Source organism: Tenacibaculum profundicola (assembly GCF_057220795.1).
Window position 1 is genome coordinate 1,406,521 of the sequence record NZ_CM170137.1, and the last position, 18,352, is coordinate 1,424,872.

General features: G+C 32.0%; 20 protein-coding genes. 18 read left to right on the plus strand and 2 right to left on the minus strand.

Features of this window, described 5'->3' with window-relative positions:
* Positions 1 to 24 precede the first annotated feature (24 nt).
* The 18 genes from AC2TDS_RS06150 to AC2TDS_RS06235 all read left to right on the plus strand — a co-directional run bounded on the left by AC2TDS_RS06150 (position 25) and on the right by AC2TDS_RS06235 (position 16,205).
* Positions 25 to 807, plus strand: coding sequence for a tetratricopeptide repeat protein (locus AC2TDS_RS06150; protein ID WP_484738239.1), 783 nt, complete (start codon positions 25 to 27; stop codon positions 805 to 807).
* A gap of 72 nt (positions 808 to 879) precedes the next feature.
* The gene (gene ribH, locus AC2TDS_RS06155) at positions 880 to 1,386 is read left to right on the plus strand and encodes a 6,7-dimethyl-8-ribityllumazine synthase (protein WP_484738240.1); all 507 of its coding nucleotides are present in this window, start codon (positions 880 to 882) and stop codon (positions 1,384 to 1,386) included.
* A gap of 182 nt (positions 1,387 to 1,568) precedes the next feature.
* On the plus strand, positions 1,569 to 1,853 hold the full coding sequence (locus AC2TDS_RS06160) for a riboflavin synthase subunit beta (protein ID WP_484738241.1): 285 nt from the start codon (positions 1,569 to 1,571) through the stop codon (positions 1,851 to 1,853).
* Positions 1,853 to 3,733, plus strand: coding sequence for a DNA mismatch repair endonuclease MutL (mutL, locus tag AC2TDS_RS06165; RefSeq protein ID WP_484738242.1), 1,881 nt, complete (start codon positions 1,853 to 1,855; stop codon positions 3,731 to 3,733). Before AC2TDS_RS06160 ends, mutL begins: the two co-directional genes overlap by 1 nt.
* Before the next feature lie 85 nt (positions 3,734 to 3,818).
* Positions 3,819 to 4,607, plus strand: coding sequence for a rhomboid family intramembrane serine protease (locus tag AC2TDS_RS06170; RefSeq protein ID WP_484738243.1), 789 nt, complete (start codon positions 3,819 to 3,821; stop codon positions 4,605 to 4,607).
* 27 nt (positions 4,608 to 4,634) lie between these two features.
* Positions 4,635 to 5,501: a rhomboid family intramembrane serine protease gene (locus AC2TDS_RS06175; RefSeq protein ID WP_484738244.1), complete on the plus strand. Its 867-nt coding sequence runs from the start codon at positions 4,635 to 4,637 to the stop codon at positions 5,499 to 5,501.
* Entirely contained in the window at positions 5,502 to 6,515 is a 1,014-nt protein-coding gene (locus tag AC2TDS_RS06180; RefSeq protein ID WP_484738245.1) for an endonuclease/exonuclease/phosphatase family protein, read from the plus strand.
* Between the two features lie 1,233 nt (positions 6,516 to 7,748).
* Positions 7,749 to 8,753, plus strand: coding sequence for a D-alanine--D-alanine ligase family protein (locus tag AC2TDS_RS06185; RefSeq protein ID WP_484738246.1), 1,005 nt, complete (start codon positions 7,749 to 7,751; stop codon positions 8,751 to 8,753).
* Positions 8,754 to 9,448: 695 nt separating this feature from the next.
* A complete protein-coding gene (locus AC2TDS_RS06190; RefSeq protein WP_484738247.1) occupies positions 9,449 to 9,682 on the plus strand; it encodes a thioredoxin family protein in 234 nt (77 codons plus the stop codon).
* 52 nt (positions 9,683 to 9,734) lie between these two features.
* Positions 9,735 to 10,535: a hypothetical protein gene (locus AC2TDS_RS06195; protein ID WP_484738248.1), complete on the plus strand. Its 801-nt coding sequence runs from the start codon at positions 9,735 to 9,737 to the stop codon at positions 10,533 to 10,535.
* A 71-nt stretch (positions 10,536 to 10,606) separates the two neighbouring features.
* Positions 10,607 to 11,359 (plus strand): hypothetical protein, encoded by a 753-nt coding sequence (locus AC2TDS_RS06200; protein ID WP_484738249.1) that lies wholly within the window; start codon positions 10,607 to 10,609, stop codon positions 11,357 to 11,359.
* A 22-nt stretch (positions 11,360 to 11,381) separates the two neighbouring features.
* Positions 11,382 to 12,410: a transporter family protein gene (locus AC2TDS_RS06205; protein WP_484738250.1), complete on the plus strand. Its 1,029-nt coding sequence runs from the start codon at positions 11,382 to 11,384 to the stop codon at positions 12,408 to 12,410.
* 32 nt (positions 12,411 to 12,442) lie between these two features.
* Positions 12,443 to 12,703 carry a DUF2024 family protein gene (locus AC2TDS_RS06210; protein WP_484738251.1) on the plus strand — a complete coding sequence of 87 codons (261 nt, stop codon included), beginning with the start codon at positions 12,443 to 12,445 and terminating at the stop codon, positions 12,701 to 12,703.
* Complete coding sequence (locus AC2TDS_RS06215; RefSeq protein ID WP_484738252.1) at positions 12,704 to 13,318, plus strand: thioredoxin domain-containing protein; 615 nt, start codon at positions 12,704 to 12,706, stop codon at positions 13,316 to 13,318. It begins immediately after the preceding gene.
* 10 nt (positions 13,319 to 13,328) lie between these two features.
* Positions 13,329 to 13,562 carry a hexameric tyrosine-coordinated heme protein gene (locus AC2TDS_RS06220; RefSeq protein ID WP_484738253.1) on the plus strand — a complete coding sequence of 78 codons (234 nt, stop codon included), beginning with the start codon at positions 13,329 to 13,331 and terminating at the stop codon, positions 13,560 to 13,562.
* Positions 13,563 to 13,659: 97 nt separating this feature from the next.
* On the plus strand, positions 13,660 to 14,316 hold the full coding sequence (locus tag AC2TDS_RS06225; protein WP_484738254.1) for an RNA polymerase sigma factor: 657 nt from the start codon (positions 13,660 to 13,662) through the stop codon (positions 14,314 to 14,316).
* Between the two features lie 424 nt (positions 14,317 to 14,740).
* Positions 14,741 to 15,370: a MarR family transcriptional regulator gene (locus AC2TDS_RS06230; protein WP_484738255.1), complete on the plus strand. Its 630-nt coding sequence runs from the start codon at positions 14,741 to 14,743 to the stop codon at positions 15,368 to 15,370.
* Between the two features lie 220 nt (positions 15,371 to 15,590).
* Positions 15,591 to 16,205 (plus strand): nitroreductase family protein, encoded by a 615-nt coding sequence (locus tag AC2TDS_RS06235; protein ID WP_484738256.1) that lies wholly within the window; start codon positions 15,591 to 15,593, stop codon positions 16,203 to 16,205.
* Between the two features lie 39 nt (positions 16,206 to 16,244).
* Here AC2TDS_RS06235 and AC2TDS_RS06240 read toward each other — a convergent pair whose 3' ends face one another.
* A complete protein-coding gene (locus AC2TDS_RS06240) occupies positions 16,245 to 17,879 on the minus strand; it encodes an ABC transporter substrate-binding protein (RefSeq protein ID WP_484738257.1) in 1,635 nt (544 codons plus the stop codon).
* Positions 17,836 to 18,351 carry a DUF4442 domain-containing protein gene (locus tag AC2TDS_RS06245; RefSeq protein WP_484738258.1) on the minus strand — a complete coding sequence of 172 codons (516 nt, stop codon included), beginning with the start codon at positions 18,349 to 18,351 and terminating at the stop codon, positions 17,836 to 17,838. The genes AC2TDS_RS06240 and AC2TDS_RS06245 overlap by 44 nt, the downstream gene beginning before the upstream one ends.
* Position 18,352 lies beyond the last annotated feature (1 nt).

The window sequence follows — 18,352 nt, forward strand, 5'->3', positions numbered from 1 at the left end:
GTCGGCACCAATTTTTAAGCAATTATGGCTACATACAAGAAAAGAGGTTATAAACCTAAGAAAGAAAAGATTACACAAGATGCACAAGAAAACTTTGACGAAACACAAAGTACTACTGCAGAAGTGTTTAACAACTTAGACGAGGCTGCTAACAAATCAGAGCAATGGATTGAAAAGAATAGCAAGCCATTATTTTATGGATTGGTAGGTATTGCTGTTGTGATTTTAGGTTACTTAGCGTATAATAAGTTTATTGTTGAACCTACAGAAAAAGAGGCTTCAAATGAATTAGCCTATCCAAGATCATTTTTTGAACAAGCTATTACTTCAACAGGGCAAACTGCTGACTCACTTTATACGTTGGGCTTAGAAGGTGGAGAAGGTAAGTATGGGTTTAAAGATATTGCCAATTCTTTTGGCAGTACAAAAGCAGGGAATTTAGCAAACTATTATGCTGGTATTTCTTATTTAAAAATGAAAAAATACGAAGAGGCTATTGAGTATTTAAGTGATTTTTCTTCAGAAGACGAATTGTTAGGCCCTACTGCTTTAGGTGCTATAGGTGATGCTTTTGCTGATATCAACCAATCGGAAGACGCCTTAGACTATTATGAAAAAGCTGCTCATAAAAAAGACAATCAATTTACCTCTCCTTTATTTTTATTTAAGGCAGGACAGATAGCCATGGATTTAAAAGAGTTTAGTAAGGCTGAAAACTTGTTCGCTACCATCAAAGAGAAATATCCTGAAACGGAACAAGGTAAAGACATCGAAAAATATATTAACGGTGCTAAATACGCACAATAGTAATTTATAAGATCCTTAGAAACTAAAAAAGGCTATTGATCTTATAAAATATAAACGTTGAAACTTATATAAATGGCTACAACAAATTTATCTTACTATGATAAAGCAACCATCCCAAATGCGAAACCTTTTCGATTTGGGATTGTTGTTTCTGAATGGAATGCAGAGATTACAGGAAACTTACATACAGGAGCTATTAACACACTCGTTGATTGCGGTGCTGAAAAGGAAAACATTGTTTCTTGGGAGGTCCCTGGTAGTTTCGAACTTATTTACGGCTGTAAAAAAATGATCGAAACTGAAAAATTAGATGCAGTCATAGCCATTGGAAATGTTATTCAAGGAGAAACTAAACATTTCGATTTTGTTTGTGATGGTGTTACGCAGGGTATCGCCACTTTAAATATCAAATATGATGTTCCTGTTATTTTTTGTGTGCTCACTGACAATACAAAGCAACAGTCTATAGATAGATCTGGAGGAAAACTAGGAAATAAAGGTATTGAATGTGCTGTAGCAGCCATTAAAATGGCGGCTATTAAAAACCACCAAAGAGAAACCAATTCACTAGGCTTCTAATAAGGTTAAAAATCACCCTAGCGAAAAGCAAAGGCTAACACTCATTAGTATTGATTAGCCGTTTTAATTCTTGCGAGCTATTTTATCAACATTTTTTGACCACCTCTCTATAATTCAGTAACTTTGGAACTTTAGCTATTATGGTGTGATTTTTGCGCTAATTTACCTTAAAACAATACTTTATGGGAATTATTAAAAAAGAAAATAAAAAATTCGATTATAAGCCTCGCTATTATCAAGGTGAAGGCAACCCGTATGAATTCAAACACAGATTTGACGAATTCCGCACCTCTGTGGGTAAAAGTAACGGCTTAAAAGGACGATTTAACACTGCTATTAATGAATTCAAAACTTCTGAGAACGGTGGACTTAATAGAACCATTGTTATTATTACTCTCGTATTGGTGTTGATTTTTTTATTTTTAATTGATTTCGATCTCTCGATTTTTTTACCAAGAAATAATTAATGTCTGATATCATACAGTTATTACCCGACCATGTCGCTAATCAAATTGCAGCAGGCGAAGTTGTACAACGCCCTGCCTCTGTTGTAAAAGAGTTGTTAGAAAATGCTATTGATGCAGGTGCTACTTCTATTAAATTACTCATAAAAGATGCCGGTAAAACACTTATTCAAGTTATAGATGACGGCAAAGGTATGAGTCCAACAGATGCTCGTTTGTCCTTTGAACGCCATGCTACTTCGAAAATAAAGGATGCCCAAGATTTGTTTAACTTAGACACGAAAGGGTTTCGTGGTGAAGCTTTAGCCTCAATTGCCGCTATTGCACATGTTGAACTAAAAACTAAACAAGCAAATGAAGAGTTAGGTACGCAAATAAAAATTGAAGGAAGCAACATCAGTTCTCAAAACACTGTTTCAACGGCAAAAGGAACGAGTATCGCTGTTAAAAATTTATTTTACAACATTCCTGCCCGTAGAAATTTTTTAAAATCTGATACTATTGAGACTCGTCATATTGTTGATGAATTTCAGCGAGTTGTGCTAGCACACCCTGCCATTTCCTTTTTACTACACCATAATAATAACGAGGTGTACCATCTTAAAAAAAGTAATTTACGCAAACGTATAGTAACTGTTTTCGGAACGAAAATGAATGAAAAACTAGTTCCTATTGATGAGCAAACAGACATTATTACCGTAAATGGTTTTGTTGCTAAGCCAGCGTTCGCCAAGAAAAAACGAGGGGAACAGTTCTTTTTCGTAAACGACCGATTTATAAAAAGTTCTTATTTAAATCACGCCGTGATAAATGCTTTTGAAGGTTTGTTAGAAAACGGTTCTCACCCATCTTACTTTTTATATCTAAAGGTACCGCCCAATACGATTGATATTAATATCCATCCAACAAAAACAGAAATAAAATTTGATAACGAAAAAGCATTATATGCTATTTTAAGAGCTACGGTAAAACATAGTCTCGGGCAATACAATGTGGCACCTGTGTTAGATTTTGACAGAGATGCAAACTTAGATACCCCATACGATTATAGTAAAAAAGGAACTCCCTCGGTACCACCCATTACGGTAGATCCTAATTTCAATCCTTTTAAAACCAATACCAATAGAAATTACGAAGCTTTTTCTAATTCGGACTCCACAACTACAAATACTACAAACACCTCAAGTAACACTCCTAACAAAACATACCAAGCAAACTTTAAAAAAGATGCTGGAAGTTGGAGCGCCTTATACACTAATATTGAGCCATTAGAACAACAAAAACAAGAACAACTTTTTGACGTACATGTAGAAAAAGAGACCAGTAAAACATTTCAAATTCAAAAAAAATACCTGTTAAGTTCTATAAAATCTGGAGTTGTTTTAATACATCAATCTTTAGCTCATCAACGAATTTTATATGAAGAATTTTTAGAGAATATTACTGTAAAAGAAGCGAGTAGCCAGCAATTATTATTTCCAGTATCTATTTCGTTTTCTTCTGCCGATATTGACATGGTACACGGTATAAAATCCGATTTAGAAAGTGCCGGCTTTATGTTTGATAAATTCACTGAAGAAACCATCGTTATTAGTGGTATCCCAACATCAATAAGTGAAAGTCAAATTACCTTGATTTTAGAAGAGCTATTAGATGATATAAAACTAGAAGTTCCAAACACGAGCTTTAGTCATTTTGATGTAATGGCAAAGTCATTTGCGAAATCGTTAGCTATAAAAACTGGAACTATTCTATCAGTAAAAGAACAAGAAAATTTAGTACATGATTTATTTTCTTGTAAAGAACCGTCGGTTTCACCATTTGGAAAACCTATTTTTAAAACGTTATCCTTACACGAAATTGATGCTATTTTTAACAAATAAATAATTTTTCAACCCAAAAAGATTATTTAATTTTATAACTATTCTTATCCTACAAAGGTTAAGAATACATTAAACACTTTATAAAATGCCTAGATTAACTGATGCTATAAAGCATTTAATTATAATAAATATAATCATGTTTGTTGCTCCACAGCTCCTAAAAATGGACTTAACAAACTTGTTCACAAATTTATTTGCACTACATTTCCCCGAAAACGAACGTTTTGGTGCTTGGCAATACCTAACACATATGTTTATGCATGGTAGTTCAATGCATTTAATATTTAACATGTATGCCTTATGGGCTTTTGGCACCCCCTTAGAGAGTATTTGGGGTAAAAATAAATTCATATTCTTTTATTTCACCGCTGGTATTGGGGCTGGATTGATATACACTTTTGTGAATTATTATCAATTTAACAGTATTCATGAGGAATTACTAAATGCAAATATCAGCTTAGATGAAATCAATAACATATTAAATATCACTGCCGATACTACTACCGAATTTATCAATAAATGTAATATAATTTTATCAAATAATAATTCGATATTACCCTACAAAGGCTTAGTTGATGACCTAATTGAATTCAGTAATTTATATAGTACACCGGCAGTAGGAGCTTCTGGTGCGATTTATGGTGTTTTAGTTGGATTTGGTCTTGCTTTCCCTAATGCTAAACTCGCCATGATATTTTTCCCAATACCGATCGCTGCAAAATATTTTATCCCTTTGATTATTTTAAGTGATTTGTTTTTCGGGTTGACCAAGTATTCAGTCGGTAATGTGGCTCATTTTGCTCATATCGGTGGTGCTGCTATCGGTTTTATCATTGCTTGGTATTGGAAAAAAAACCAATTTAGAGTTCTATAACACGTGTATTAATTTTGTTTACTTACCATGGATATATTAGAAAAATTAAAACATCGATTTAAATATGCCGGTGTCGTTGAGAAACTGATTTACATCAATTTATCGGTCTTCTTACTGGTATTTGTTGTCAATACCTTCAGTTTTTTATTTGAATCAAAGACTAACTTTTTAGTCGAATGGTTCTCATTACCTGCCGATTTCGATGCGTTTTTAAACAAACCTTGGACCCTTATAACCTATGGTTTTTTACACGCTGGTTTCATCCATATTCTCTTTAATCTAATCGCCTTATATTTTATAGGTCATTTATTTAAACAATATTTCACCTCAAAACAACTCCTTAACTTTTATTTATTAGGAACTCTTTTTGGTGGTTTAATTTTCATGGGAAGCTATAATTTTTTCCCTGTATTTCAAAAAGTAGCGCATGGTAGTGTTCTATTAGGTGCTTCTGCTGGGATTTCTGCAATCTTTATCGGTATTGCCACGTATATCCCTAATTACGAGATAAAATTTCCTTTAATCGGCTTTGTTAAACTTTGGGTGCTAGCGTGTATATGGGTTGCGCTTGATATTATTCAAATACCAACGGGTAATGCCGGAGGACGTTTGGCTCACATCGGGGGCGCCTTATTTGGTTTTATATACGTATATTATACCAGTAATAAAGAAATCACACTCTTTAGCGGTCTTAGCGATTTATTAAAGCAAAAAAAAACCAAATCATCATTAAAAACAGTGTATAAATCGGGTAATAAAAAAACCTATACCGCCAAATCAAAATCTGTAACGCAACAAGAAATTGATGCTATTCTAGACAAAATAAGTAAATCTGGCTACGAAACCCTCTCTAAAGAAGAAAAAGAGGTTTTGTTTAAACAAGGAAAAAATTAAATGAAAAAATTTTCAGTTATTAATGCCCTGCTCTTTTTTATTAATTCAATCGTTGCTGCTGCACTATTGATATCTTACTTTCTTCCTTACATTTCACCAAAAACAATTCCTGCACTAACTGTATTTAGTTTATTTGTTCCATTGTTAGTATTTCTGAATTTAGGCTTTTTTGTTTATTGGCTAATAAAACTTCATAAAAACACACTATTATCGGCTTTGATATTGTTATTGGGGTGGTTTTTAGCCCCTCCCCTGCTAAAATTTTCCAACAAAGAACTGATCCTAACCGATGATCTAAAAGTAATAAGTTACAATGTTAAAATGTTTAACTATTACAAATGGAAGGACGATATTACTACTGAACAAAAAATTTATGAGTTTATCAATAATGAAAGGCCTGATGTTTTGGCCCTTCAAGAATTTTATGATTCTGATTTACTAAACATTAAACTTCCTTACAAATACATTCAGACAAAATCTGAAAGCGACAAATTTGGCTTGGCTATTTACTCAAAACTGCCCATTGTTAACTCAGGATCTCTTAACTTTAAAGATAGTGCTAACAATACTATTTTTATTGATATTGTTAAAAACAAAGATACAATACGAGTGTACAATGTTCATTTAGAATCTTTAAAACTTAATCCAAACGAAGAGAATTTTGGAGAAAAAGATTCCGAACGTCTGTTTAAAAGATTATCTATAGGGTTTAAAAAACAAGTAAATCAAACTGAACGAATCTTACAACACGAATATCATTGGAAAAACAGAAAAATTATTTGTGGTGATTTCAATAATACCTCGTATTCATGGGTGTACAAAAAGTTATCAAAAAATAAAAAAGACGCTTTTATAGAACGGGGCTTAGGCCTAGGTAAAACCTTCCGGTATATTTACCCTATGCGTATTGATTTTATCTTAGCCGATGATGCAGCTACAATTCACCAATTCAAAACTTATAATGATGTCAAACATTCTGATCATTATCCGATTATGAGTCGTTTAAATTGGTAATATTTAATGATTGTGGTTTTCTAAATGGATTTATAAACAAAAGACCATACGAAATAACTTTTTGAAAAAATATTTGCAGCGTTTCAGTGAAACCATGGCAGACGTTTTTAGTGGAGAAAGAAATTATCCTAAAATCATTAAAGGAACCATTACACAAAAAATTAAGGTTTTATTATTTTAATGGTATCAGCACTTCAAGAGAGCCCAGCCCTATATAAGAAAATCGTATTCAGGTATATGCTTATTCATCACTTTAACAAAAGAATAATATACGACTTCCTTTATCTGCTATCCTAGGATATTCGGAACATATTGAACCCTGATGACACATCAGAAGTAGTCTAATTACAACCCCTAATACCGTGCTTCATTTTTTGATTTCTTCACAGTGTCGCTAAAACCAATACAATATTTGTGTTTCCTTTCATTAAACACTTGATTAACATACCCGAACATCAACACCCCATACCTTCAAAATAAGGTTAAAAAAGCTCCTGACAACAATCCTAACGTTGGTGATGCAAGAGGAAAACCTATAATACGATTTACAAATAAATATTTCGCATATCTATTGTTTCTTTTGTAGCTATTTTTGCGTTATAAAACTTAACCATAGCTTGGCTATGCTAAAGTTTTATGCCTTAAACTAACTTAAAATAATTCAATACCTATATACGAAATATGTATCTGTAAATCGTATAATAACCACCGCTAAAAATTATTAATTTATATTCTTCTTGAAAACCACTATTTAAACAAAAAAAATAGTATATTAGAATAGATCTTATACCTAGGTTTCTAGTCTACAAAAATTAAACTTCAGTACACTAAAAACGTAATTATTTACCAATAAAATCCATCTAATTATTAGGCAAACTCTTATTGTCATGCTGTTTTTTCAAAAAAAAATAGCGTACTAAAAAATGCATACTATTCACCAAAGAATTGGCGACAAATCATATACACAAGTATGAAAGTCAATATTAGCAAATATAAACTTTGTCTAACAATTACAAAGTAACATCCAAACTATGCGTAAACAACAAATACCCTAAAATTAAAATAGGATGAAACTGGTTAGTCTTAATATAACAAACTCATATTACGAATACTTCAAAAAAATAGAAGTAACTACTTTATCAGAAATCAGATACACAAAGTACCTACAAAAATAATAAGATACTTTAAACACAAAACAGTACAAACGTTGACCTTAAAAAAAATCAAGACATAGTGCAAGAAAAAAAATACATTGAAATCGTAACAACAAAGCTTGGTGAGCTAAATTTAATGCCTGATAAAACACTTAAATTACTTTATGAAACCTTAAGCAAATATTACTTAAAAGTTCAAATATCAATTATCAAAAATGAGCTAGAATTACAAAAGTTAGTAAAAAAGAAGCCAGATCTAATAATCTCAGGGATTAAATATTTAGGATTTGACCTTGATTCAATACAACGAAATTCTATAAATAAAATTTGGTTTTCAGATTTTTTAGACAAACATGAAATCAGATATACCGGTTCTTCTAAAAAATCTATTGAGCGCGAATTTGATAAAAGTATGGCAAAAAATATAGTTTCTAAGTACGGATGTAATACTGCTCCCTTTTTCATTGCTAAACCCAATCAATATAACAGTAAAAACCTCCCTCTTGAGTTCCCTTTGTTCATAAAACCACTTTATGAAGGCGATTCAAGAGGCATCGATGCAAATTCTTTAGTTTATAATTATAGGAGTTATCAGAGAAAAGTCTCTTCTATATTCGAAAATGAAGGTACAGTATCATTAGTAGAAGAGTATTTGAATGGTAGAGAATATACCGTTGCTATTTTTGAAGACTCTAAGACCAATTCATATAAAGTTTATCCTACTGAATTATTAGCGAAGAAAAACACTAAGGGAGATCGAATTTTAGGTTTTTTAGATAAGATTGCCGATACGGAACTACTCTTCACAATAAAAAATAAAGATATCAAAGACAGAATCTCCAAATTAGCGCTAGACGCTTTTAAAGCATTAGGCGCTCAAGGGTATGGAAGAATAGACATTAAAATGGATGAAAAAGGCGTTCCTTATTTTTTAGAAGCGAATTTAATTCCCGGTTTAGGTACCGGATATTTGTATAAATGCTATCATTTAAATACTGGCTTTACGTATGAACAAATGATTTTAGTTATTGTTAAAAATGCATTAGCAATTAATACGACACACCTAAAAAAATGCCAACTATAAAAAAGTTAACTATAACCTCTCTACACACAAAAAATCGACCGGATATTTTTAGTCGCTTTTACCACTGAAACTTCATTTCTTGCAAAACCTCTTTTACTTATTGATGTCAACAAAAATTGTACTTATCTAAAAAATATAACTATTAACCTGTGTTGGCTTTATCTTATACTCACAGTTACTTTTGATATTCTTAGGCTAGGAATGATTTTACAGGACAATTTATAGTTCTAAAAATCATAACAACGCATATTTCAATTCTGATGTTAATTTGCCGACCATAATTCTTTATGGCAAATACCAACCTATATAGGTGATACTATTGTAGGCTGAATTTCTTCTATTACTTTAAGGGTATAAAATAAAAGCATGACTGCAAGGAAATGGTTGTGCAACTTTACCTAAGAATCGGTATAAAAAAATAAAGTTTAATGCTCAAAAACGGGCAGTTGTTTTCTCCTTCAAATTATCTAATTATAAGAAAACTACTAGAATTATTAATAAACTTGAGGATAAATTACAAAAAAGATGCGAATGGACTCACATCAATTAAAACACTAGAAAACAGACTATACCACTGATAAATAGACTGTTATAAAGATGTTTTTTTCTAAGACATAGGTACCTCAATTTTTATTTGTTAGGAATCCTAACTATATTTGCACTAGGAATAGTTAAGAATTTAAAATTATATAAATATGCTTAAATCAATTTTTTATCACGCAGGATGTCCAGTTTGTATAAGTGCAGAACATGACATTGTAGATCTAGTAGGCAGAGATAATGTAGAAATTATAAATATAGGAATTGTTAAAGATAAAATTTCGGACGCTGAAACTGCTGGCGTAAAATCTGTTCCAGCTCTAGTGACTCCAAACGGCAATATACTTCATATCAATTTCGGAGCGTCAATTGACGATGTAAAAGGGTAAAAGTAGTACTAGTAACACATACATTTTTTATAAATATTAAACTAAAACCACAATGAAATCTTTAAAAAACAATCTAAAATCATTACAAAACACCATGAAACCATTAAAAAACAACTTGTTGATGTTTCTTTTTATAACATCATTTATATCGTGTACAGCACAGGTAAAAACGAATGAAGATCCCAATTTTAAATCAACTGATGATTTAAAAATCACAAAAGTATCGGTAATTTATGATTCAGATTTAGATCATTTCATTTTTGATATTAACGTAAAAGGTAATGCAGGTAATAGCGTACCTAAACCTGCTGGTAGCTTACATGGCGCTCCTGTATTAGGCTACGTTTTTCCAACCAACTTAAAATCAACAGATGTTGGATTTTCAAAAACGGATGGAATTGTTGCCTTGGCATTAACATCTCACCCTGATTTTGATGATACTCCATTATTTGATGAAGATATGGATGGCAACCCTACAAACGCTTCAGAAGGAGTTAAATGGCATCCGCATTGGGTTGTATTAACAGAAGATAAAAGAGTAGCGGGAGGGCTTAGTGTAAAGATGTATGATAAAAATGATACGAGTGTAAAATTACCTGCCACTAATCCAGGAATGCCAATGTATATGGACTCACCAGGCTATAATACTATAACTAGAGGGAATTCTATCAAGGTAGTGGTACCTCGTTTTAGAGTTAGAAATGCAAACAACTTTTCTTTTGATGGTGTAGCGGCATATATGGAAGTAAATACCGAATATGAGAAAAATAACCGTCCAATGCTAGGTGTTTACGCCGTTTACAGTGTTGCTTCTGGTGATTTATCTCTTCCATATAAAGTACAATCTAAATAATTTAGTATAACGGATCAAGTGCTATTTATAACGGACCTAAATCGGCACTTGGTCCATATAAAATCATAAATATGAAATTAACGACAATATTCGTTTTCATTGCTATTATCATTGTTGGTTGCGCCCAAAATAAAGAAGTCTATAACTCTAATGGCATCAAAGTATACTCGAAAAATACGATCGATGATTTTCCAAATGCCAAACTCACGTTAGTAACAACTGATAGCTCTATTAGATCAGGAAAAAACAATTTTATATTCGAAGTTAACTCTTACGAGTTACAGGAACAAACCCCTGAGGCTAAAACAAATATGCTAGCGAACTCACATAAGGGTCAACATATCCATTTTATTGTCAATAATGGACCATACCAAGCGAAATATCTACCAACTTTTGAAGCTGACCTAAATAAAGATTCAAATTTGGTACTAGCTTTTCTTTCAAGATCTTTTCACGAGAGTGTAAAAGAAAAAGATGCCTATGTTTTAAAACAATATCAGTTTAACAACCAAAAACCATTAACTGATATTGATAAAGACCCTTTACTATTCTATAGTAGACCCAAAGGAACCTATGAATTAGACAAAGGAGATAAGGTATTACTAGACTTCTACCTCATTAATACGGAACTCAGTGAATCAGGGAATAAAGTAAAGGTAACATTAGACAATCATGAATTTACTCTTAACCAATGGCAAGCATATATAGTAGAAGGCCTAACAAAGGGAAATCACAAAATTCAAATAGAATTAGTTGATGCGAATAACCTTCCGGTTCCAGGGCTCTACAATAATTCAGGGCTAAGAAATTTCACCATAAAATAAACAATCAAACTCCTGAATAAAGATGAACATAAAATATACCTTCTCATTAATATTATTATTCGCTATAAGTTCCCATGACCTTTTTTCACAAGAAGAAAAGGTAGAACATCATCACAGTAATAAACCTGGAAATCATGCACCTATAGGAATAATGGGAGACCATACTCATGACAAGGGAGAATGGATGCTTTCATATCGATATATGTATATGAATATGGAAGGCTTAAAAAATGGATCAAACGATGTTCCCTTTTCCTCTCCTTTAAAATCTTACATGGTAACCCCGACTAAGATGCCCATGCATGGTCACATGCTTGGATTCATGTATGCGCCGAATGATAAATTGACGTTTGCTTTAATGACCAAATATGCTTCTAGTACAATGGATCATGTCACTAGAATGGGAGGTGAATTTAGCACGAAATCCGCAGGTTTTGGAGACACCAAAATTGCAGGGATGTATCGTGTCATTCATAAACAAAAATCAAAATTACATACCGAATTGGGGATATTTATCCCTACAGGAAGCATTGAGCAAAAAGATGTTACCCCTGCTTCTACCCCAAACAAAGTTATTCTACCCTATCCTATGCAAATCGGAAGTGGCACATGGGATATTGCACTAGGGCTAACTTATTTACATGAATTTGAAAATATTAACGTAGGTATTCAAAGTCGCTCAACTCTACGAACAGGAACCAATAAAAACGACTACCGCTTAGGGAATAAATACGAAATCAATTCATGGGGTGGATACAACCTAAATTCTTGGTTGAGTATTTCAGGGAGATTAGAAGCTATCTTTATAAGTAAGGTTGACGGTTTAAATCCGACTCTTAACCCACAAATGGTCATCACCGCAGATACAAATAACTCTGGCGGTCAATATTTTAATGGTGCCATCGGGTTCAATGTGTTGTTTCCTAAAGACAAGATAAAAGGGTTGCGTATCGGAATGGAACTTAAACACCCTCTTTATCTAAATCTTAATGGATTCCAGTTAAAAACAAAGGAATCTATAACAATAGGAATCCAATATAGTTCTCATTAAAAACAACGTATAAATTTTAAAAATATAATATTATGAAAGTTTCAGTTTATGACACATATGTACCCAAAAAAGATAATATAGTAATGCATTTTGACATTCTAGTGGAAGAAGGTACTTCAGAAGAAAAAGTATATGAATACGGTAAATTGTATTTAGAGGGTAAAGAGGTATCTAATGCCCAATTAACTACTAACGAATGTAAATTTTGCCATATAGAAGTTGCTCCTGAAAATGTGCAAAATGAAATTACAGAAAATGGATACTCAATTATCGAGATGGAAAACTGTAATTAGATGAAGAAATTAGACTTGCATTTTAATAAGGAATTACAAGGGAATTTTGAGCTACAAAAGCTCAATCTTCTTCTTGTATTCCAAGTAAACTGTCCTGGATGCTTTTCATATGCTCTTCCTATTTTTAATAAATTGTATGATGACTATAAACCTCAGAAAGTTTCTTTTTTGGCCTTGTCAACTGCTTTTGAAGATTTTGATAAAAATACACTAGCAAATACGGAAGAGTTAATAGCAAACAGAACACTGGTTGGAGAAACGAAGAAATTCATGGCTAATCAAGGCTTTGAGACCTTACCTTATTCTTTAAAATTCCCTATTGCAATGGACAAAATGGATATTAAGGGTACTACAGATTTAAGTTACGCTATCAATGCGATATGCCATACCAATCCTAATTATATCCTTTGGCCAGAATTTGAAAAAAAGGCGCTTCAAAATAAGGTAGAAAGCTATTTAAAATCTTTAGATAAAATAGCCCTGACATTTACCTTAAATCAACTAAGGGGAACACCGAGTTTTGTGCTATTTAATTCAGAATATGAAATACTTAGTGAGTGGTTCGGTCATATTCCTTACGAAGATATAAGTAACAAAATAACACAATTTATCTAAAAATAAAATTATGGAAAATAACGAAATATGGTTATCTACAATTATTACAAAAACACCACAAGAAGGATTTGAATTAGCCATAAAACTATCTAGAATGGGGGTTAAATCAGCCCAACCAGACATCGAAGTATTGAAGAAATTAAGACCTATTTATTCTGAGAATGCCGATAGTTTATTAGCCTCTTCTCACATTGTAGCCTTCCATTTTCAAACTATAGCTACGGCTAATAATTATTGGAGATAACATATGTTTTTAATACGACTTAACAATAATTCCTTTCCTAGACAAACTATTAATAGGAGTTAAAACAAATTATACTATAACAAAAATCAAAACCACTTTGACACAGACACAAATATTTATTTTCATTTTTTATAACAATCGTAAATTGTCTTCTAGTTCTAATAATTATTTAGATAAAGATTTTACAATTTCAAAATTATGTGATGAAAAATTAGTTGAAAGAATCGTAAAGAAAAATGATATCGAATCATTTACCATTTTATATGATCGCTACGCTCGTATTATATACAACAAATGTCAATGCTTCTCCAAAAACAAACTGGAAGCACAGAGTTTAACACATGATATATTTATTCGCTTATTTGTAAAATTACGTACATATAAACAACAATCTAAGTTTTCGGCATGGCTATATGCCTTTACCTATAATTTTTGTGTTTGTCATACACAGAAAAACAATATAAATAAACAAGGTAAACCTGCACAGATAACTTACAAAACAAATGAGGACTATTGTAATTTGAATGAAATCGATGATACCACATTATTCAAATTAAAATCATGTGAGTTAACAAAAGTACTTGAAAAAATACCTCATTTTGATAAAATGTTTTTACTAATGAAATATCAAGATGACATGAGCATTAAAGAAATATCTTCTGTGTTAGATATAGACGAAAACACCGCTAAAATATGCTTGAAGCATGCAAAAGCAACAGTTGTGAAAACGTACAACGAATTAGAATTATCATGAGTTACACACCAAAAAAGCACTTTATAATCAAGAGTTAAGCTTCAAATTCAAATAAAAACACTTGATTCCATATTACATAAGCTAAGGATTAGGTTCGACTGTGTAACATTTATTTCAACATTAAATCACTACAAGGTGATTTGATTTGTTACGTAATACCATTTGCAGATGGTTCGTAGCACAACATGAATTAGCACTATAAATTTAACAATATGAAGAATATGGAATTATGGTTACCACCCCTCATTAGAATAACTAGACATATAGGCCTTAAAGTAATAAGAAAACTAATAAAAGGTAGAATTGGATTAACAAGATCAGATGTTGTACTATTAAAAAAAATATCTACAAGCATATTTTTAAATTCTGCTCAAATGGCTACAGTATTCTTTCGACCTCATAAATTTACAAACAACCATCGGATATGAAAAAAAGTGTTTTCGATCCAGTTCAACAGCAAGTAGATATTTCAAGTAAAATAGTTACAGGCTTAGAAAGAATTTCAGTTATATTTAAGGTTTTGCTATGGAAAAAGGCCAAATTAGTCGGATTAAGCCCGATTCAGATTCAAATAGTAATCTTTATATTTCACCACCATCAAAAACTCTGTAATGTAAGTTATTTGGCAAAAGAATTTAATCTTACTAAACCCACCATAAGTGATGCGGTTAAGGTTTTAGAAAAAAAAGAAATAGTCTTTAAAAAGTATTCATCAACCGATAACCGAAAGTACACCATTACACTGTCGAGATTTGGAGAGAAAATAGTTTCTCAAACAAGTGATTTCGCAGAGCCTATACGATCCGAATTAAATAGTTTTGAAAATGTCGAATTAAACAATATTTTAAAAAACCTAAATACACTAATTTACAATCTCAAATGTAACGGTATTTTAAGTGTACAGAGAATTTGTTATGGATGCCAATTTTACCAAAAAAATAATAGTAATGGCTATTGCAATTTATTGAAAAACGACTTACTGAATTTGGATACTAGGTTAGATTGCCCAGATTATAAAGAACGAAACGACTCCAAGAACGAAGAAAAAGAATAACACCGTAATTATACACCCCGAAAAACTAATAGCTTCTATCTATAATAATTACACAGCACTATTTTTATAGACATCTAATTATAACCATAAAAATTAAGTATCTTTTGCCTAAAATTAACGAATAACAAAAGGGATATGAATTATGGCTAAAAAGAAATCCATTTCAATCAATAATTTTGAACATATAGCTTACGAACCACTTAACTATCCTGAGGAAGAAATGATGAAGCGGAGTTCTAGTTATTACAATTGGCTTGATAAACGTCGTTCTGTAAGAGAATTTTCTAATAAACCCGTTTCTAAAAAAATAATTCAAAATATTATTCTCTCTGCTTCTACTGCTCCATCCGGAGCTCATAAACAACCTTGGACCTTTTGTGCTATTTCGAATCCGGAATTAAAATCGAAAGTTAGGGAAGCCGCTGAGATTGAAGAAAAACTTGGTTATGAAGTTCGAATGAGTGAGCGATGGAAAAACGATCTTGCGCACATAGGCACTAACATGCATAAACCTTTTATTGAAGACGCTCCCTGGTTAATAGTTGCTTTCAAAAGAGTATATGAATTCGATAAAGATGGCGCTAAACACAACAATTATTATGTTAACGAATCTATTGGAATCGCCTGTGGCATGTTAATCTCAGCTGTACATAACGCAGGATTAGTTACCTTGACCCATACCCCTAGCCCTATGAACTTTCTTGCTAAGGTTCTAGACAGACCTTCTAATGAACGAGCCTACATTTTATTCCCTGTTGGTTATGCTAAGGAAGAAGTTTTCGTGCCGAAACTTACAAGAAAAGGAATTGAAGAAGTAAGTTGTTTTTTTGAATAGTGATGCAATCCATAAAAAATCATACCTCATGATTTTAGTTTATTGCTTATTCACCCGTTTTAAATTCAGTAAATCAACAGGGTTAATTCCTAAACCTATTACATTTTTTTGACGAAATCGGATTACTTCATCGTAATACAAAGGTATCACCGGAGCTTCTGCTATGATAATACTATCCATTTGCTGATATAATTTATGACGATATTTATTATCTACTTGTTTTCTAGACTCCTCATACAGCCTGTCAAACTCTTCATTTTTAAAGTGCGTATAATTGGGACCATTAGGTGTAAAGTTTTTACTGTAAAATAACGACAAATAATTTTCAGCATCAGGGTAATCAGCAATCCAACTAGCTCTAAAAACAGAGAATTTACCACTAGATTTCCCCTGTCTCAAAGAAGAAGGGGGCACTACATCAACTTTTACTTGCAATCCTATTTTTCCTAACTCACGTTGAATGAACTCACACAAATCAAGATAATTACTATTGGTTGTAATTGTAATTTGTGCGATTTCGTTACCTGTTTGCTTCTTATATTGATCTACTAGCGCTCTTGCTTTTTCTGGTTGATATTCATAACCTTTTTGATTGTTATAAGAAGGTAAGCCGTTTGGTATAAAACCACTTGTTGCTGGAGTTCCTATTCCATTGCGTAGAAACTTAATCATTTTCCTTCTGTCAAAACCGTAATTAATTGCTTGGCGTATGAGCTTAGACTGAATAGCATCATTTTGTTTCCCTTCTAAATATATACCTAGATATTCAGTATTCAAATAAGCTCCTGTCTGCATAATTATACGATCTTTATACTTCTCTTTTAGGCTGCCATCCGTATTTAAAATATCATCTTTATACGAAGCATCTAAACTTTTCATAAAATCAATATTTCCTTGAATAAACTGCAAAAACTCACTTTGTTTGTCCGGTAAAAAAGTAATTGCTACCGCTTCTAAATAAGGTAGTCGATTTCCTTGTTCGTCTTTTTCAAAGTATATAGGATTTTTACGAAGCACTAGCTTTGTGTTTTCTACCCATAGTTTAAATTGAAATGGCCCAGTACCTACTGGGTTTGCTCTAAATTTGTTACCAAAAAAATCGACTGCTTCTTTGGGTACAACGGAGCAATATTTCATAGCCAACAAGCCTAAAAAAGGAGGGAAAGATTCTTTTAATTTAATAACAAAAACAGAATCGTTCTTCGCTTCAAAACTCCTTACATTTTGCAATACCCATCCACCAGGAGAAGCTACCTCTTTAGCTAACAATCGCTGAAAAGAATATTCAAAGTCATTCGCTACAACCATTCTTGTTTTTGCTTTCCCAAACACGTCGTTCTTATGAAAGAATACATTTTTTTTCAGATTGAATTCATATGTTTTAGCATCGTCAGAGATCACCCAATTTTTGGCAATATCCGGCTGTACATTTAAATTATCATCTAGTTGCACCAATCCATTAAACATTTGGTTCACCGCCCAAATATTGCGTTGATCTTTAGCAAAAGCCGGATCCAAAGAAGTGATATTCGAATGTTCGTTATAACGAAAAACTTGAGTATCTAAGTACGTATTCTTTCTTTTACTACAAGAACCTAACAATAGTATTACTAGTACAATAAGTGAAATACTATGTATTCTTCCGTTTATTTTTATAATGGGTTTTATCTGCAATGTATATAGTTTTAGAAACCTCTGCGAAAACCACAGAAGTATCTTTATTTGTAATTTTTATATCTTTAATTATATCTATTTCCTTTTCTTTTTCTACCATTTCTTTTATTTGTAAAATTTCAGTTTCCATAAAAACAAAATCTACATAAGCATCTTCAACGGCTGGTCTTTTAAATTTAATAGTAGCCTCTTTATCCCAAACAACAAAATCATTTCCTAAAATCTGCATCAGCTGGATCATAAAAACAGGGTCTGTTGCAGAAAATAAACTCCCCCCAAATATAGATCCAACATAGTTTTTGTTTTTGTAACTTTTTTGAATTTTTACCCTTACTTTTAATAAATCACTTGATACTTCAAGAATTCTTCCTGTTGATCTCCGATACATCGGTGATATGTTAAAGCCATATTTAAAAACAACCCGTTCCTTTAAGTACCTGTTTAATAAATTTGAAATTCGTCTATATTTCATA

Excerpts from the sequence above, each read along its gene's own strand:
- AC2TDS_RS06195 (WP_484738248.1), top strand. The coding sequence starts at position 9,735 with ATGAAATCTTTAAAAAACAATCTAAAATCATTACAAAACACCATGAAA.
- AC2TDS_RS06180 (WP_484738245.1), top strand. The coding sequence starts at position 5,502 with ATGAAAAAATTTTCAGTTATTAATGCCCTGCTCTTTTTTATTAATTCA.
- AC2TDS_RS06220 (WP_484738253.1), top strand. The coding sequence starts at position 13,329 with ATGGAAAATAACGAAATATGGTTATCTACAATTATTACAAAAACACCA.
- AC2TDS_RS06205 (WP_484738250.1), top strand. The coding sequence starts at position 11,382 with ATGAACATAAAATATACCTTCTCATTAATATTATTATTCGCTATAAGT.
- AC2TDS_RS06230 (WP_484738255.1), top strand. The coding sequence starts at position 14,741 with ATGAAAAAAAGTGTTTTCGATCCAGTTCAACAGCAAGTAGATATTTCA.
- ribH (WP_484738240.1), top strand. The coding sequence starts at position 880 with ATGGCTACAACAAATTTATCTTACTATGATAAAGCAACCATCCCAAAT.
- AC2TDS_RS06235 (WP_484738256.1), top strand. The coding sequence starts at position 15,591 with ATGATGAAGCGGAGTTCTAGTTATTACAATTGGCTTGATAAACGTCGT.
- AC2TDS_RS06190 (WP_484738247.1), top strand. The coding sequence starts at position 9,449 with ATGCTTAAATCAATTTTTTATCACGCAGGATGTCCAGTTTGTATAAGT.
- AC2TDS_RS06175 (WP_484738244.1), top strand. The coding sequence starts at position 4,635 with ATGGATATATTAGAAAAATTAAAACATCGATTTAAATATGCCGGTGTC.
- AC2TDS_RS06210 (WP_484738251.1), top strand. The coding sequence starts at position 12,443 with ATGAAAGTTTCAGTTTATGACACATATGTACCCAAAAAAGATAATATA.
- AC2TDS_RS06245 (WP_484738258.1), bottom strand. The coding sequence starts at position 18,351 with ATGAAATATAGACGAATTTCAAATTTATTAAACAGGTACTTAAAGGAA.
- AC2TDS_RS06215 (WP_484738252.1), top strand. The coding sequence starts at position 12,704 with ATGAAGAAATTAGACTTGCATTTTAATAAGGAATTACAAGGGAATTTT.
- AC2TDS_RS06170 (WP_484738243.1), top strand. The coding sequence starts at position 3,819 with ATGCCTAGATTAACTGATGCTATAAAGCATTTAATTATAATAAATATA.
- AC2TDS_RS06150 (WP_484738239.1), top strand. The coding sequence starts at position 25 with ATGGCTACATACAAGAAAAGAGGTTATAAACCTAAGAAAGAAAAGATT.
- AC2TDS_RS06200 (WP_484738249.1), top strand. The coding sequence starts at position 10,607 with ATGAAATTAACGACAATATTCGTTTTCATTGCTATTATCATTGTTGGT.
- mutL (WP_484738242.1), top strand. The coding sequence starts at position 1,853 with ATGTCTGATATCATACAGTTATTACCCGACCATGTCGCTAATCAAATT.
- AC2TDS_RS06160 (WP_484738241.1), top strand. The coding sequence starts at position 1,569 with ATGGGAATTATTAAAAAAGAAAATAAAAAATTCGATTATAAGCCTCGC.